This is a genomic window from Acinetobacter sp. YH12063 (assembly GCF_013419715.1).
GTDB classification, from domain to species: domain Bacteria; phylum Pseudomonadota; class Gammaproteobacteria; order Pseudomonadales; family Moraxellaceae; genus Acinetobacter; species Acinetobacter amyesii.
In genome coordinates, this window is sequence record NZ_VOZO01000010.1 from 95919 (window position 1) to 110867 (window position 14949).

Genomic DNA, 14949 nt, shown 5'->3' on the forward strand with positions numbered 1-14949 from the left:
ATGTGGATTTGTGGATAAATGTTTAAGACGAGCAGCTGACCATCACTTCAGGCACATCACTTGGCAAGGGGCCTAAATCTTCTGTTGTTTCCAGTTCAGGCTGTTTACTAAAGGGCTGACTGAGCAATGTAAACAAACGCTGTACTTCTGAAAAATCATTGCGTTCAGCTAGCTCAATCGCCTTTTGCGCCATATGGTTGCGCAAAATATATTGCGGATTGGCCTTTGCCATTTCAGCATCTAAAGCATCGGTGTCCTGATGCGCACGGATGCTTTCATATTGGGCCAAGAAACCTTCAAATGCGCGACGGTCTAAACAGTCATCTTTAATGGCTTCATATTCATGATTTTGCAGACGAATAAAGCTTTGCGTGTAATCCAGCTGTTCACTTTGCAGAATACGCAAAAAGGCCATGGCGCAGTCAAAGCTGTCTTTATGAAAACTTGGCAAACCCATTTTCTGAGCTAAGCCCAATTTATAATGTTCCAAGAAGGTCAGTTCAAAATGCTCTAAGCACTTAGCTAAATCTTCTTTCCACTGTTCTTTGTCATAGTCCGTAGGGCAGAGCGGAATGAGATTATTCAGCCATTGCCATAAATTCCAATGCCCAATGCTCGGCTGCTGCTGATAGGTATAGCGGCCTTGGTAATCCGAATGGTTGTTGATCCAGTTTGGACGGAAGCGCTCCATAAAGCCATAAGGGCCGAAGTCCAAAGTTGAACCGGTAATATTCAGGTTGTCGGTATTCATCACGCCATGTGCAAAGCCAATCAGCTGCCATTTGGCAATCATCACTGCGGTACGCTGAATGACTTGGGTCGCAAAAGCTAAAATAGGTTGTTCGGCATCCAAGCATTCAGGGTAGTGCCACTCAATACATTTCTGCGTGAATTCAGGCAGTAAATCACCCTGATACTGATTGATCCATTCAAAGTGCCCCAAACGGATATGACAGTCAGATGTACGCAGCATCATTGCACCGAGTTCGAGTTTTTCACGCTGTACGCCTTGCTCAGAACTGGTAAAACCCACGGCATTGCTTGATGCAACACCTAAGCTGTTCAGCGCATGTCCTGCAAGATATTCACGAACTACTGAACGTAGCACTGCACGGCCATCACCCATGCGTGAATAAGGCGTAGAGCCGGCGCCTTTAAGGTGCAGGTCAATGGTTTGCCCATGTTTATCGATGATTTGCCCAATCAATAAGCCGCGTCCATCGCCCAATTGGCCGGCCCATTGTCCAAACTGGTGACCTGCATAGACCATGGCCAAAGGTTCAAATTCAGCAAAGGTTTTTTGACCGCTGCAGATTTCAACCCACGCAGCTTGATCTTCTGCCGACCATTGCAGCTCATCTGCAAGAGCCGCATTAAAATGCCCAGCTTTTGCGCCTTTTAGAGGAACAGGTTGCTGATGATGGTACAGGCGAGGTGGCAGGGTGTTATAGCGGGCATTGAACAGCATAATGATCTTTAAAAATTCAAATTATGTTTAAACTATAGCAAAGACCAGATAGAAAAACTGTAGCTTAAAATCAATAAAGCCTCCACAAGGGAGGCTTTACATTTGAGAGGCTTAAAAGAATTAAGCAGTTTTCTTTTTCAAATTACGCATCAATTGATTCAATGCTTCACGGTGCTGTGACAAACGCTGTTCAACTTGTAGGAATTCAAGTTTGAGTTTGTCATCCATCTGATGAATTTTTTCAGCAACTGCAGTTTTCTTCGCTTGAATTTCCTGTTCTTTTAATTTTGCCCAGTCATTCAAAGTTTGCGAAAACGCATCATATTCTTGAGAAATACGTTGCTTAGCGGTCGCAATATCATCGGTCATGTTGAGACCATAGATCGCAAGGTCTTGTTCCGCATACTTGAACTTCATAGCCAACTCAGCTTTTTTAATATTAAAGCTAGGAATACGGCGTAAATTTTTGGCAAGGCCTAATTTAGAGCAGCTCCAAATTAACCATTTTGTTGGATCGTATTGCCACCATTTCACACCATTACGGTAGTCGTATTGGAAAATGTGGTGATAGTTATGATAACCCTCACCCCAAGTAGCAATAGCGAGCCAGAAGTTATCACGCGCGGTATTTTCGTCAGTATACGGACGTTTACCCCACATGTGGCACAGTGAGTTAATAAAGAACGTCACATGATGGCTCAAGATTAGACGCATTAAACCGCCCAATAATAGAACGCCCCACATGTCGCCAACAACCCAACCAATTGGCACTAAAATCGCTGCATGAACAGCAATCACCAGTGGAATGTAGTATTTATCTTGGAACAAAACGACTTTATCTTTTAACAGATCAGGTGCGTTTTTATAGTTTGGTTCTGCTGCTGGATAATCACGAAGCATCCACCCGATATGGGCATACCAAAAACCACGATTAATCGAGTATGGATCTTGGTCAATATCGTCTACATGACGGTGATGTGTACGGTGACCTGAAGCCCAGAACAAAATACTGTTCTGAACAGCAAAAGTACCCATGAGCATTAAAATGATTTTTAAAGGCAAGGTTGCTTCATAAGCACGGTGTGCCCATAAGCGGTGATAACCTGCGGTAATACCTAAACTGCTGACACCCAGTAAAACAAACATACTGATCCAAGCAGCGGCACTAAAATCATGATTAATGGCATATAACGGAATTGCAATAACTGCGACAATAGGTAAAAACACCAATGCAAAAATAGCAATCCAGTTCATTGGGGCTTTGGGTAGGGGAGCATTCATCTCCAACAGCACTCCTGAAACCTTGGGAGGTATAGATAGGACTAATCCCATTAATTTTTTAAGGGATTTTAAACGTACAGAATAGTAGCACGGGAAAACCCGTTTTCACCACTGTTATTGTACAGTTGTATTGTTCTAAACAGTAACATAATACGACTGAAGTTATTTGACTTTTTGTGGGGTAAAAAAGATGCTAAAAAAACAGCAAAATCGTCAAAATAATCCGCAGCTTTTGGTCAAACACTGTATTTGGGGCGGCTTTCTGATCAGTTGTCTGGGACTCATGGCCTGTCAAAGTTCTCCAACGCAGAAGGTGACTACAAAGTCACAAGGGAAGTCACATGGCAACAGTGTTGAACAGCCATTAAAAGTCATTCGCATGAATGATGGGATACAAGATATTCCATGGGAGATTGTGCAAATTGCAGGGCAAAAAGCCAAGTTCTTTCATCATCAACCTTATCTGCAGTTCAGTTCACAATTTCGCCAAATTCAAGGCAATACGGGATGTAATAACATCAGTGGCACTTATGTGATTGATACCTTAAAACACAGCATTGATTTGAATGCGCGAGCAGGCTATTTCAGTTGTGATTCGGCTTTAGCTCAAGAGGCTGAACTTTCAGATGCATTGCAAGCCGCAACACAGTTTCAAATTCAAGCGAAACAGATGACGATGCAAAACAGTCGGGGTCAAACCGTGTTGGTTTTAGAGCGAAAATAGGCCAGTTGAAAAAGCCACGTGTTGATCGAAGACTGAATTACATAAAACTAGGGGAATAAAGCAGCATTAAAAATGCTGCATCATTAATTTAGGATAGTCGGTAATTAAGCCGTTAATGCCCCAATCTTTAAGCTGTTTAGCACGATCAACGTCGTTGACAGTCCATACGCTCACATTTAATTTTGCCTGCTGCGTGGCCTGAATAATGTCTGAATTGGCGAGTTGGTTCATCCAACCGATTTGGATACAACCTAATTCAAGTGCTTGTTCAATCGCTTTAAATTTTACGTCTGTTTCAACCAAAAGCCCGCGTTTGAAGCCGGATTTTTTTTGTTGCAAAGCAAGATGAATTTTAGGGTCAAAACTGGTGATCACCGCGGAATGTTCGAAACCTTGGAGCTGTTGTTCCAAGGTTTCAGTCAGCGCTTCAGCTTCAGTCTGTGTCTTCACTGCTTTCACTTCGACTTCAATATGATCGAAGTTATGAATAATTTTGAGCGTTTGTTCGAGCAGTGGCGTCGGCTCAACTTTATTCCATTCTGACCATGTCACTGCATGGTTATACGGTTCTAGTTCAGAACTTTCGCATTCATAAAGATACTTATCTTGGCCGGTGGTACGGATGAATTGATCGTCATGCATCACAATTAAGGCGCGATCTTTTAGTTGTCGCACATCAAATTCAACTGAGCGTATGCCTAAATCTTGAATATATTGGAAACCACCTAGGGTATTTTCAGGTGCTTCACCACGAGCGCCACGGTGACCGATTATGCGCATAAAGGGCCTGCAAAATTGAAAGATAAAAACATAGTGTCCTGTAAGAATGACAGGGAGATGACACTGTTATTTTGATCCGATCATCCTGAAATACAAGAATGATCGGACGAAATGTTTCGATTTATTTCAATGTAAAATAGACTTTTAATTGGTCAAAGGATTTGAGCAATTTTTGAATCCAAAACTTATTGATCAATCGTGTCGTTAATATTTTTCTGCCACAGCACCTCAGAACCACCTTCAGCGCGTTGTAATGTACGCGATGCGACAAATAACCAGTCAGAGAGTCGGTTAAGTAGCTGCAATGACGGTGCTTGAATGTTCTGGTCACGGTTATGTACAGCCATTAAACGGCGTTCTGCACGTCGGCAAATTGCACGAGCTTGATGGGTAAAGCTGCACACCAATGTTCCTGATGGCAGGATAAAGTCTTTGAGCATTGGCAGCGCTTCATTCATACGGTCAATGTCATTTTCCAAAAACTCAATTGACACAGGTTGTACCAAGTTGAAGTTTGGAATGCAGACTTCACCGCCAAGGTCGAATAACCAATGCTGAATCAGGCTGAGGGATTTATCCCAAGTCGCTTTGTCTTCAATACTGCTAAGTGCGATGTGCGAACGCAGAATACCAATGCTTGAATTGAGTTCATCGACATCTCCTAAGGCTTCAATGCGTAAATCATCCTTTGCTACACGTGATCCGTCACCAAGACCTGTTGTGCCTGAATCGCCTGTGCGGGTATAAATTTTACTTAAACGGTGGCCCATTTTAATTGTCCATTTTTTGATTAAAAGTTGAATAAATCAGTGTGAAATTAATATCTAACTGTGATGCCAAAGGAAGCCAAACGGCCGCCATTTAAATAGAATTTGCCGTCGAAATTGCCAGCAGAAGCCGTTTTATATTGAACATCGCCGACATTTTGAATATTGGCAAAGAAGCGCAGTTGCTCGTTGGGTTGGTAATAACTATTGAAATCAATCTGAGCATGTCCAGGGATCACATCCTCATCATAATTACTGCTGTCTGAATGGCTGTTCGCACTCAGTGTTGTTGACAGCCCATAATGTTCATCAGCCCAACCAGCTGACAATGCCAGTTTTTGACGTGGGCGGCGGCTCAAATCCAAACCTGTTTTATCATTTTTTGCTTGATTGTAGCTATAACTGGCCTTTGTAAAAAATGCCTCATTGCTCCAATTCACATAGACTTCTGAACCTTGAATGGTCACTGCATCAATATTGGCAAACTTCCAGTTATTGTTGGGATCAGAATCAATAAGGTTATCAATTTCAGTTCTGTAGATAGACAAACCAGTTTTTAGTTGTGGTGTCATTTGTAGGTCTAGCCCAATTTCATAGGATTGACTTTCTTCGGGTTTTAAGTCAGGGTTTGCATAGTCGCCATAATATAAGTCGTTCATGGTTGGCGCTTTAAATGCTGTACCAATATTGGCATAGCTACTAAACAACGGCGTGAAAAAATAACGCGCAGCAACTTGTCCGACCGTGTGTTGACCATATTTTTCATGGTCTTCATGACGAATACCCGCTTGAGTTTTTAATTTATCAGTTTGATATTGGTGCTGTAGATAATAACCCGTACTGTTTAAGTCTTGATGAAAAGACTCTGCAGTTTTTAGCGTTGATGTTTCTAGCTGCCGATGGGTGATGCCTGCAATGATGTTCTGAGACGGCGTCATTTGCTGTTTTGCGGTCAGTTCATATTCAGTGGATTCATAATGGGTCTGTTCAAAGATTTTGAGCTGTTCCAACTCATCTTTAAAATAAGACACGCGAGCATTCAGGGTCAGCTGATCTGTGGGGTTGAAGTGTGACTTCAGGGTTGCAATTTGATTTTTAAAATCTTGCGACTTTTGCTCATATTGCAGTGAATTCCAGCTGTATTGCTCATATTGAGCATTACCTTGGTTTTCAGAATAATCCAATGAAGTGCCAAAGCGTGTTTCTTCATAGCCAAATTTGGTAGACACGCCTTTTTGATTAAAGCTAGAAGCTCTGGCATTTTCATGTTCATGAATCAATGTGCCGTCGGTTTCTAAACGCTGTCCACGAATTTGCGCATAAAAACCTTGCTTGGCTAGGTCTACCCCGACAGTACTTTTATAGGTTTGATTTTCACCTATTTCAGCGCTGATAAAAGCTGCATTTTTTTCAGGGGTTTTGCTAATGATTTGTACCACACCACCAATGGCATTGGTGCCATAAAGGACAGATGCTGGGCCTTTTAAAACCTCAATCTGCTTAATGTCTGTGGTATCTATAAAATTATTTGGCGCTAAACCGCTGGCATCATTATTTAAACGGACACCGTCACGCAATACCAAAGTGTGGTCTGACTCTGTGCCACGTAAAAAAAATGAAGCTTGTTGTCCATAGCCACCCAGCTGCACCATATTGATAGAAGCATCACTCATTAATAAATGTGGAAATGATGCAATTGGTGATTGATCTATGAGCGACTCATCAATAATGGAAATACGTGCTGGCACATTTTCTAATTTTTCTTGTGAGCGTGTTGCAGTCACCACAATGGTATCCATTGTTGGTTGAGCAATGCGCGATTCATTTGCAATACAAGATGTAGAAAAAGCCCAAGCGGCAGCAATGCCTGTAGCGAGTGCTGTAGGGCGAGCTAAAGTTGACATGCGATGCTCCATACATTTACCCCACGTAAATGATTGAGTGATAGAACACAGTGAGCAGGTATCGGACTGGCAAGGTTTCGCTTGCGCACCGTTGCGGGGGCAGTGTTGTAGAAACTTCCCATGCCAACTGTTGTGAATGGTTTAAGTATAGAGAACTCCGATTTATCGAACAATCAAATCTATCGGGCATTTTAGGGTTGCTGCATATTCAGCTTGACTTGCTGTGGGGCAGAAACTAATCTGCCCATGCTTCAGGTGCTTCCTTAATTGAGAAGTGAAACTGGGAAGTCAGTCCAGCAGTATAGAGCTGTTGTTATCTGACACTGCCCCCGCAACGGTGAATCGTTATTTATAACGTAAGTCCGGAGACCGGCCTGATGCAGACCTATTCATAATGCGGCGGGCGTTATAGCGGGATTGCATGCTTTTGTCTGAAAAATGGCAAGCTATCGCTTACCCCAAAACCGCCTCGCGTTATCCAACTTTTAATTCGCACGGGCGGTGCGATCGGGGAATACAGCATGCATTCTTTCTCTAAGACTCTACTCGGGTCGCTTTTTGTTTTATCTCCACTTTCTGCTGCGATGGCAGCAGACCAAGTTCATCAGCTTCCAGTGATTACCAACACGGTTGCCAATATTGTTGAGCAAGACACACAAAAAACTTTGGCAGCAGTGACTGTAATTGACCGTGAAGAAATTGAACGTAAGCAATTTACTTCTTTACAAGAATTGCTTCGTACAGTGCCGGGCGTAACGTATAGCAATACTGGCGGTTTAGGTAAAGTTACAAGTGTTTCAATTCGCGGTACGGGTAATCGTCATGCATTGGTCTTGGTGGATGGTCAAAAGGTGGGTTCAGCAACGCTTGGTGAAACTGCTTTTGAACACTTCCCAATTGATCAAATTGAACGTGTAGAAGTTTTACGCGGTCCGCGTTCAAGCTTATATGGTTCAGAAGCCATTAGTGGTGTGATTCAAATCTTTACCCGTAAAGGTACGCAAAATGGGGTGAAGCCTTTTGCATCTTTTACCTATGGTTCTCATGAAACATATCAGAGCAATGTTGGTTTAAATGTTAAACATGACAATACTTGGGCAACCTTGAGTTTAGCTGGCACCAAAACCCAAGGCATCGACGCGACAAATATTAATGAAGCCAATGATTTAGATAAAGACGGCTACGAAAATAAGTCTGCATCTTTACGTATGGGGCATAAATTCAATGATCAATTTAATGTTGATGCAAGTGTCTTAGTCGTTGATGGTGAGAATGAATACGATAATAGGGATGACTGGGGTTCTCCTTATATTGATGCAAACAATGTGCATAGTAAAATCGAGCAAAATGTTTACAGTATTGGTGCAACCTACAAGCCATTTGATGTGTGGACTACAGGGTTAAAGTTAGGGCGTTCTGAAGATAAATTAGATAGTCGTGATGCAAATCCATCGGTCATTAACACACAGCGTGATAGCTTATCATGGCTGAATACACTGAACTTTAATAAGCAAAATACCTTGATGCTTGGTTTTGATTACCAGAATGATGAAGTGTCAGGTACGAAAGCTTATGCCGTTAAAGAGCGGGATAACAAAGCTTACTTTGCACAATATCTAGGTTCATTTGGCAGCTTTGATGTGCAAGGTGCAGTTCGTCAGGATGATAACGAACAATTTGGCAACCATACGACTGGTAGTGCGACTTTGGGATATCGCTTTAATGATACTGTACAAAGTTATGTCAGTTATGGCACCGCATTTAAAGCCCCGACATTCAATGATTTGTATTGGCCAGGAAGTGAAAATCCTACATTAGTGCCAGAAGAATCTGAAAACTATGAAATTGGGTTCAAAGGTGTGATCAGCAATGTTCAATGGGAGCTAAACGGTTTCTATAATGAAATTGAAAATATGATCGCATGGGCACCAAATGCAACGGGGAACTATGTTCCAAGCAATATAGATAATGCAAAAATTAAAGGTGCTGAATTATCATTCACTCAGCAATTAAATGATTTTGTTTGGAATGTGAATTATACATATCAAGAACCTGAAAACGAGACAGCAGGACTTCATGGCAAGCAGTTGGTCTTAAAGCCAAAGCAAATCTTTAATGCATCAGCTGATTATACGATGGATAAATGGACTGTCGGCGCTTCAGTTCATGCCGAAGATAAGCGTTATACCAATGCTGCAAATACTGATGAGTTGGGTTCTTTTGCCACAGTAGATACGCGAGTAACTTATCACGCAACGCCTGAATTCAGTGTTCAAGCCAAGCTTGCCAATATGTTTGATAAAGAATATTCGACAAACTACAGCAATAGCACTTTATATAACCAAGATGGCCGTACTGCTTGGGTAACTTTACGTTATGCGATGAAATAATCGATTCAATAATTCAAAAAGCCCTGAACATTCAGGGCTTTTTATTTTTGCAGTGGAATCATGCTGAAAATCCACGCAATACTTGAAAATTGCATTACAATGATTCGCCCTTATATTTATAGATAGGCTATGAATAGGGCGGAGTTAGAGCCACAATAATATGCGAACCCGTGCCAAAATCTGCGGAATTACACGTACTCAAGATATCCAATCTGTCGTCCAAGCTGGCGCAGATGCGATCGGATTTGTATTCTTTGCGCCAAGCCCGCGCAGTGTAACGGCAGCGCAAGCTGCTGAGCTGATTCAGCATGTGCCGCCGTATGTGCAGACAGTGGGTTTATTCGTGAATGCATCGGCTACAGACATACAGAATATTTTAAAAATTTCACCTGTAGACATCCTGCAATTTCATGGCGATGAAAGCCCTGAACAGTGCCAAACAATTGCGCAGACCGTTGGACGCCGATGGTACAAAGCCATTCAGGTGAAGCCTGATTTAGATGTGATTAGCGAGATTCAAGCTTTTCAGCAGGCAGGGGCAAGCGCCGTACTGTTAGATGCATGGCATCCTGAGCTGAAAGGCGGTACAGGGCATAGCTTTGACTGGGCACAGTTCCCAAAACTCGATATTCCTTTAATTTTGGCGGGCGGTTTAAAGCCTGACAATATTGAAGAAGCGATTCAAACCACTGGCGCTTACGCCGTAGATGTGAGCGGTGGTGTAGAATCGGCAAAAGGTATTAAAGACCAACAACTCATAGAACGCTTTATGCAAGGAGTCCATCGTGGATCAGCAAAATAAGATTGACTATACCCAATTCCCTGACGCACAAGGGCATTTCGGTATTCATGGCGGGCGTTTTGTGTCAGAAACTCTTATGGCAGCACTTGAGGACTTAGAAAAACTCTATTTCCGCATGAAAGATGATGCACAGTTTTTGGCAGAATTCGACCGTGACTTGGCGTATTACGTCGGTCGTCCTAGTCCTTTGTATTATGCTGAACGATGGTCGAAAGAGTTGGGTGGTGCGCAAATTTATTTAAAACGTGAAGACCTGAACCATACAGGTTCACATAAAGTGAATAACACGATTGGTCAGGCTTTGCTGGCTAAACTTTCAGGTAAAAAACGTATTATTGCGGAAACAGGCGCAGGTCAGCACGGCGTAGCAACGGCAACGATTGCAGCGCGTTTAGGCCTTGAGTGTGTGGTGTTTATGGGTGCTGAAGACGTAAAACGTCAAGCCATGAACGTATACCGTATGCGTTTGCTTGGCGCAACGGTCGTACCTGTGGAAAGCGGTTCAAAAACATTGAAAGATGCGATGAACGAAGCAATGCGTGACTGGGTAACCAATGTTGACTCTACTTATTATGTGATTGGTACTGTGGCTGGCCCACACCCATATCCGCAATTGGTTCGTGATTTCCAATCGATCATTGGCCGTGAAGCGCGTAAACAAATTCAGGAACAAGCTGGCCGTTTACCAGATGCGCTTGTTGCATGTGTAGGCGGCGGTTCAAATGCAATGGGCTTATTCTATCCATTCTTAAATGATGAAGATGTGAAAATGTACGGTGTTGAAGCTGCAGGCTACGGCATTGAAACGGGCAAGCATTCTGCACCATTAAACGCAGGTCATGTCGGTGTACTTCACGGTAACCGTACGTACTTGATGTCGGATGATCAAGGTCAAATCATTGAAACACATTCAATCTCTGCAGGCTTGGACTACCCAGGTGTAGGCCCTGAGCACAGTTTCCTCAAAGATATGCACCGTGTGAACTATGTGCCAATCAATGACACTGAAGCGCTACAAGGCTTCCGTGATTTAACCCAAATTGAAGGTATTATCCCTGCATTGGAAAGCTCACATGCGATGGCTTATGTGACGAAACTTGCGCCGACCATGGACAAAGACCAAATCATTATTGCGACTGTATCAGGCCGTGGCGATAAAGATTTAATGACCGTTGCCCGCATTGATGGCGTGGAAATGGTTGAGATGTAAACTCCTTTAAGCCTCTCCCTTTGGGATGAGAATCTCGGAATATATTCTGAGTTCGCAAGTGGAGAGGGTGAATTAAAAATCGCGCAGAAGCAATTCCGCGCGATTTTTTCTTGCTGAAAATTTTATTGAGGCAAATCACTACAAAATAGATGCAGAATAAAAGTGTGAAATAAATCACAATACTGTGGAAATTTTATTGCTTTAGAAAGACTTTATAACAATGACATTTACCCAATTGGTTCGTGCAGAATCCTTTCCAACCCATATTTCTTGGCAATGGCGTGATACTTTTGCGCTGTGTATTCTTCCGCTGATCTTGCTCAACAGTTATGTCTTAGACCAGTTTTTTGGTGTTTCGGTTCAGGTTGCTTTGGGTGATTCGATCTTTCGCGGCATTTTATTTATTGCTGTATGTTGGCTCTATAAAACGATGTTGTATACACACTGACAAAAGTATAAACAGGCTTTTTGGCGTTCAAGCCTGTTGGTGGTTGTCGGTGCAGTCGCTTTACAAGTGGTGATTTTTTTTACACACAGCCTGTTGCCAGTGGGCGAGAGCATTGAAAAAGAATCAACTATTGATCCCAATACGATTGCCTTTTTCAGTTTGCTGATCATCAGTCTTGGGCCATTATTTACCGCTTTGCTCGAAGATATTATTTTCCGCTATACCTTGCTACAAAAGCTATTTGTACAGCCGTGGCTGTGGCGAGTGATTTTGGTCTTGCTGAACTCAATTTTATTTGGCTTGATTCATTATCATAATTTTGATGGCGATTTGATTGCGACCATCAGTTTTATGGCGGCAGGCCTATTTCTCAACCTGATCTATTTGTGGACGCGTAACATTTGGCATGTTTTACTCATTCATTTCGTCAACAATGCAGTACTCTCTTTAGGCGGCGTGATTTTATTGAAATTGCTTCAGCCCTATGTGGGCAGTTGAAGTCAAAAATAGGGGGGAAGATTGTGTCTAGTTTATTTATGGTGATGCTCGGCGGACGCCATTCAAGAGCAAATATCGAAGTGCATGATGTCATTCTTGCAGTGGGTAACGCATTAGAAGAGGTTTATCCACAACTGAGAACGGCATGGTTTGGTGAGCAAAAAGGCTTACATATTGATGCTTGGGCACAGGTACATACAGTCAGCACTGAAAATCGGCATTATCGTATCCAATTTTGTGATGCCGCGCCCCGAGCTGAAGATGAAAAATTATGGCTGATTAATCTCGGGGGATATGATGCCCGCGAATTTGGTGAATTACATCGTTATGTTTTGGTGACGGGACAAAATGCCAGCGTTGCAAAACAACGGGGCAAGGCTTTTTTTGAGTCACATTGGCAAAAACAACATACCGACCGAACCCTAGATGTTGATGATTGTATTGCGATTGATCATGTCTATGGGCGCTATATCGAATTGGTTGAAACGCCGCATAGCCAGCAAAATTCATGGAAAAATGATTACATCTTAATAAATGAATAATTGTGATGATTAAGAGCTGAAATGTCAGCTTTTATATTTTTTTGTGATATTCGCCTGAAATCAGATGGATTGTCTTTTCAGGCGTTAAATAATAGGCATAATAACATTCAGGATTTAGACCTTAAACCTCAATGGAATGGCGTATATGGATTTAATACGGCCGAATGGACAGCCGCATTATGGGCGTTTTAGTGAACTTCCCAATCGCATCGATTTAAGTAAGTATGAATATAAGACACCGTATGGAAAACGACTTCAAGGTTGGCGTAAGCGTTTAAAATATAAAAAATTTAAATTTTGTTGTATTCAGCATGAACATTATACGATTGGTCTAGCGATTGCCGATATCGCGTGGGCGGGGCACGGTTTTGTCTATGTGTATGACCATATTACGAATGAAGTGTTGGAATGGAATTCGATTAATTTCCTGTCACGTAATACCGTTTTAGATGAACAACCTTTATTTAATCAAAGTCATTTTATTAAGTCAGGGATTCAACTGGACATTCAGCATGCCAATGGTGTGCGATACATTCAAATGTCAAAACATGGCGAACTCAAACTGAGCGCTCGAGTGTTTTGTGCGGGGACTGATCCGCTGAGTATGTGTAGCCCTACAGGAATTAATGGTTGGACCTATACTCAAAAATTGACGACGTTAGGGTGTGAAGGTTTTTTTATCAATAAGCAAGGCAAGACCATTCAATTCCATGACCGGACATTGGTGTCTTTAGATGATACCTGTGGTTTTCTTCGTCCTGAAACCGCATGGTTTTGGTTATCGTGTAACTTTTGGGACAGTCAAAATCGACGCGTTGGGATCAATCTTGCCTCTGGGGTAAATGAAAGCTTTGGTAATGAAAATTGTCTGTGGGTCAATGGACATCTGTATGCCATGTCTGATGTGCTGTTTCAGCAACAAGGCGATAATCAATGGAATATTAGCTCATTAGACAACAGCTTAAATTTGATCGTCAGCACAGGTTGGCGGCGCTATGAAAACCTGAATTTAAGATTGGTCGGTAGTCAGTTCAGTCAATGGCAGGCAAAAATTAGCGGTACAATTCAACGTGATGGCGAAGAAATAGTATTCTTAAATGAATATGGTTTACTTGAGCAGCACTATGCAAAATGGTAAGTCTAAGCCTATAAAAAAGCCGCAATCGATGCGGCTTTTTTTATTCAATTTTTATTTTGCAGCTTGCCAAAACACTTCTGCAGCTTGAATTGGATCATTGGTTTCTTCATAAGTTTTTAACCAAAGATCATAATTTTGCACAATGGGATGCTGACTCGGATGGAAGTCTTTTTTAAACCAATCTCGATATGGCTTGCTCATTCGGGTGAGGGTGCCATTTTTACCAAAGAACCACGGTAAGCCTTTCATATTTAATTTTAAACGTTCAGTGAAACTGAAGCCGTCATGTTTCAGCATCACATTGGCACGGTATAAGGTAAAGCCGAGCATCAATCCACTAGTCCAGACCAAAGTAAATTTCTTTAAATTTTCATCGACCTTAGCCACATCTTTCATCACATCAAAAGCTACATCGCGATGTTCCATTTCTTCTATCGCATGCCAAATAAATAATGCACGGACATAAGGATGCGCAGATTCTAGTACGGACTTTTGGCTACAAAAGGTTTCAGCCATCAGCGCAGTCAAGTGCTCGGCGGAAGCCGTCATGGCAATGTTGTATTCTGGTGAGCGCTTGCTCAGTTCAAATTTAAAAATTTTATTCAGACGTTTAATGAACGCATCGACAGGCATGCCTTGTTGTTTCATCAACATATTCATTTTGTCATGCGCCATACCGTGCTGCGCTTCTTGACGAATAAAGTCAGCGACACGTTGCTGTAAATCAGGGTCTTGAATTTGACTGCGGAACAGACGTACAGATTCAATAAAATAGCGCTCGCCATCAGGAAAGGTCAGGCTCAAGGCATCAAACATACGTGTTAAAAATGGGTCTCCGCCAAACCAATAGCGCGGAATTTCTTCCAACTTAAAATTTAGCTTTGTGCGAACAATGGGTTCGACTTGATATTTGACGATAGCATTCATGATATTTTTTCTGTGCGAGTCGTATTGATTGCAGTATGTCGGAGAAATTGCACTTTGTTTTGACAGATAT

General features: G+C 42.2%; 12 protein-coding genes, 1 pseudogene and 1 riboswitch. Of the genes and pseudogenes, 7 read left to right on the forward strand and 6 right to left on the reverse strand.

The window, feature by feature from the left end; translation table 11 throughout:
• Window positions 1-22: 22 nt before the first annotated feature.
• Together FTU12_RS12065 and FTU12_RS12070 are read right to left on the reverse strand one after the other, a co-directional pair.
• Window positions 23-1468 (reverse strand): YdiU family protein, encoded by a 1446-nt coding sequence (locus tag FTU12_RS12065; RefSeq protein WP_180114460.1) that lies wholly within the window; start codon window positions 1466-1468, stop codon window positions 23-25.
• 120 nt (window positions 1469-1588) lie between these two features.
• Window positions 1589-2749: an acyl-CoA desaturase gene (locus FTU12_RS12070; protein WP_180114461.1), complete on the reverse strand. Its 1161-nt coding sequence runs from the start codon at window positions 2747-2749 to the stop codon at window positions 1589-1591.
• 190 nt (window positions 2750-2939) lie between these two features.
• On the opposite strand from FTU12_RS12070, the gene FTU12_RS12075 reads away from it, so the two are divergent.
• Window positions 2940-3473 carry an META domain-containing protein gene (locus FTU12_RS12075; protein WP_180114462.1) on the forward strand — a complete coding sequence of 178 codons (534 nt, stop codon included), beginning with the start codon at window positions 2940-2942 and terminating at the stop codon, window positions 3471-3473.
• A gap of 66 nt (window positions 3474-3539) precedes the next feature.
• On the opposite strand, the gene FTU12_RS12080 is transcribed toward FTU12_RS12075, so the two are convergent.
• From FTU12_RS12080 to FTU12_RS12090, 3 genes are all read right to left on the reverse strand, one after another.
• Window positions 3540-4253, reverse strand: coding sequence for a glycerophosphodiester phosphodiesterase (locus FTU12_RS12080; RefSeq protein ID WP_180005543.1), 714 nt, complete (start codon window positions 4251-4253; stop codon window positions 3540-3542).
• A gap of 185 nt (window positions 4254-4438) precedes the next feature.
• Window positions 4439-5023, reverse strand: coding sequence for a cob(I)yrinic acid a,c-diamide adenosyltransferase (locus FTU12_RS12085; protein ID WP_180114463.1), 585 nt, complete (start codon window positions 5021-5023; stop codon window positions 4439-4441).
• Window positions 5024-5070: 47 nt separating this feature from the next.
• A complete protein-coding gene (locus FTU12_RS12090) occupies window positions 5071-6924 on the reverse strand; it encodes a TonB-dependent siderophore receptor (protein WP_180114464.1) in 1854 nt (617 codons plus the stop codon).
• Window positions 6925-7160: 236 nt separating this feature from the next.
• Window positions 7161-7317, forward strand: a riboswitch (cobalamin riboswitch).
• Between the two features lie 128 nt (window positions 7318-7445).
• Between FTU12_RS12090 and FTU12_RS12095 the strand changes: the two genes are divergently transcribed.
• The 6 genes and pseudogenes from FTU12_RS12095 to FTU12_RS12120 all read left to right on the forward strand — a co-directional run bounded on the left by FTU12_RS12095 (window position 7446) and on the right by FTU12_RS12120 (window position 13952).
• Window positions 7446-9314 carry a TonB-dependent receptor domain-containing protein gene (locus tag FTU12_RS12095; RefSeq protein ID WP_180114465.1) on the forward strand — a complete coding sequence of 623 codons (1869 nt, stop codon included), beginning with the start codon at window positions 7446-7448 and terminating at the stop codon, window positions 9312-9314.
• 160 nt (window positions 9315-9474) lie between these two features.
• Window positions 9475-10116, forward strand: a complete 642-nt coding sequence (locus tag FTU12_RS12100; protein WP_180114466.1) for a phosphoribosylanthranilate isomerase — start codon at window positions 9475-9477, stop codon at window positions 10114-10116.
• Complete coding sequence (gene trpB, locus FTU12_RS12105; RefSeq protein ID WP_111885382.1) at window positions 10100-11326, forward strand: tryptophan synthase subunit beta; 1227 nt, start codon at window positions 10100-10102, stop codon at window positions 11324-11326. Before FTU12_RS12100 ends, trpB begins: the two co-directional genes overlap by 17 nt.
• Window positions 11327-11546: 220 nt before the next feature.
• Window positions 11547-12272 (forward strand): annotated as a pseudogene (locus FTU12_RS16595) (CPBP family intramembrane glutamic endopeptidase).
• A 23-nt stretch (window positions 12273-12295) separates the two neighbouring features.
• Complete coding sequence (locus tag FTU12_RS12115; protein ID WP_180114467.1) at window positions 12296-12814, forward strand: DUF1543 domain-containing protein; 519 nt, start codon at window positions 12296-12298, stop codon at window positions 12812-12814.
• Between the two features lie 145 nt (window positions 12815-12959).
• The gene (locus tag FTU12_RS12120) at window positions 12960-13952 is read left to right on the forward strand and encodes a DUF2804 domain-containing protein (protein ID WP_180109267.1); all 993 of its coding nucleotides are present in this window, start codon (window positions 12960-12962) and stop codon (window positions 13950-13952) included.
• 51 nt (window positions 13953-14003) lie between these two features.
• On the opposite strand, the gene FTU12_RS12125 is transcribed toward FTU12_RS12120, so the two are convergent.
• Complete coding sequence (locus FTU12_RS12125; RefSeq protein WP_078191325.1) at window positions 14004-14879, reverse strand: metal-dependent hydrolase; 876 nt, start codon at window positions 14877-14879, stop codon at window positions 14004-14006.
• Window positions 14880-14949: the final 70 nt, after the last annotated feature.

Excerpts from the sequence above, each read along its gene's own strand:
- FTU12_RS12080 (WP_180005543.1), bottom strand. The coding sequence starts at position 4,253 with ATGCGCATAATCGGTCACCGTGGCGCTCGTGGTGAAGCACCTGAAAAT.
- FTU12_RS12120 (WP_180109267.1), top strand. The coding sequence starts at position 12,960 with ATGGATTTAATACGGCCGAATGGACAGCCGCATTATGGGCGTTTTAGT.
- FTU12_RS12125 (WP_078191325.1), bottom strand. The coding sequence starts at position 14,879 with ATGAATGCTATCGTCAAATATCAAGTCGAACCCATTGTTCGCACAAAG.
- FTU12_RS12095 (WP_180114465.1), top strand. The coding sequence starts at position 7,446 with ATGCATTCTTTCTCTAAGACTCTACTCGGGTCGCTTTTTGTTTTATCT.
- FTU12_RS12085 (WP_180114463.1), bottom strand. The coding sequence starts at position 5,023 with ATGGGCCACCGTTTAAGTAAAATTTATACCCGCACAGGCGATTCAGGC.
- FTU12_RS12065 (WP_180114460.1), bottom strand. The coding sequence starts at position 1,468 with ATGCTGTTCAATGCCCGCTATAACACCCTGCCACCTCGCCTGTACCAT.
- FTU12_RS12075 (WP_180114462.1), top strand. The coding sequence starts at position 2,940 with ATGCTAAAAAAACAGCAAAATCGTCAAAATAATCCGCAGCTTTTGGTC.
- FTU12_RS12090 (WP_180114464.1), bottom strand. The coding sequence starts at position 6,924 with ATGTCAACTTTAGCTCGCCCTACAGCACTCGCTACAGGCATTGCTGCC.
- FTU12_RS12100 (WP_180114466.1), top strand. The coding sequence starts at position 9,475 with ATGCGAACCCGTGCCAAAATCTGCGGAATTACACGTACTCAAGATATC.
- FTU12_RS12070 (WP_180114461.1), bottom strand. The coding sequence starts at position 2,749 with ATGAATGCTCCCCTACCCAAAGCCCCAATGAACTGGATTGCTATTTTT.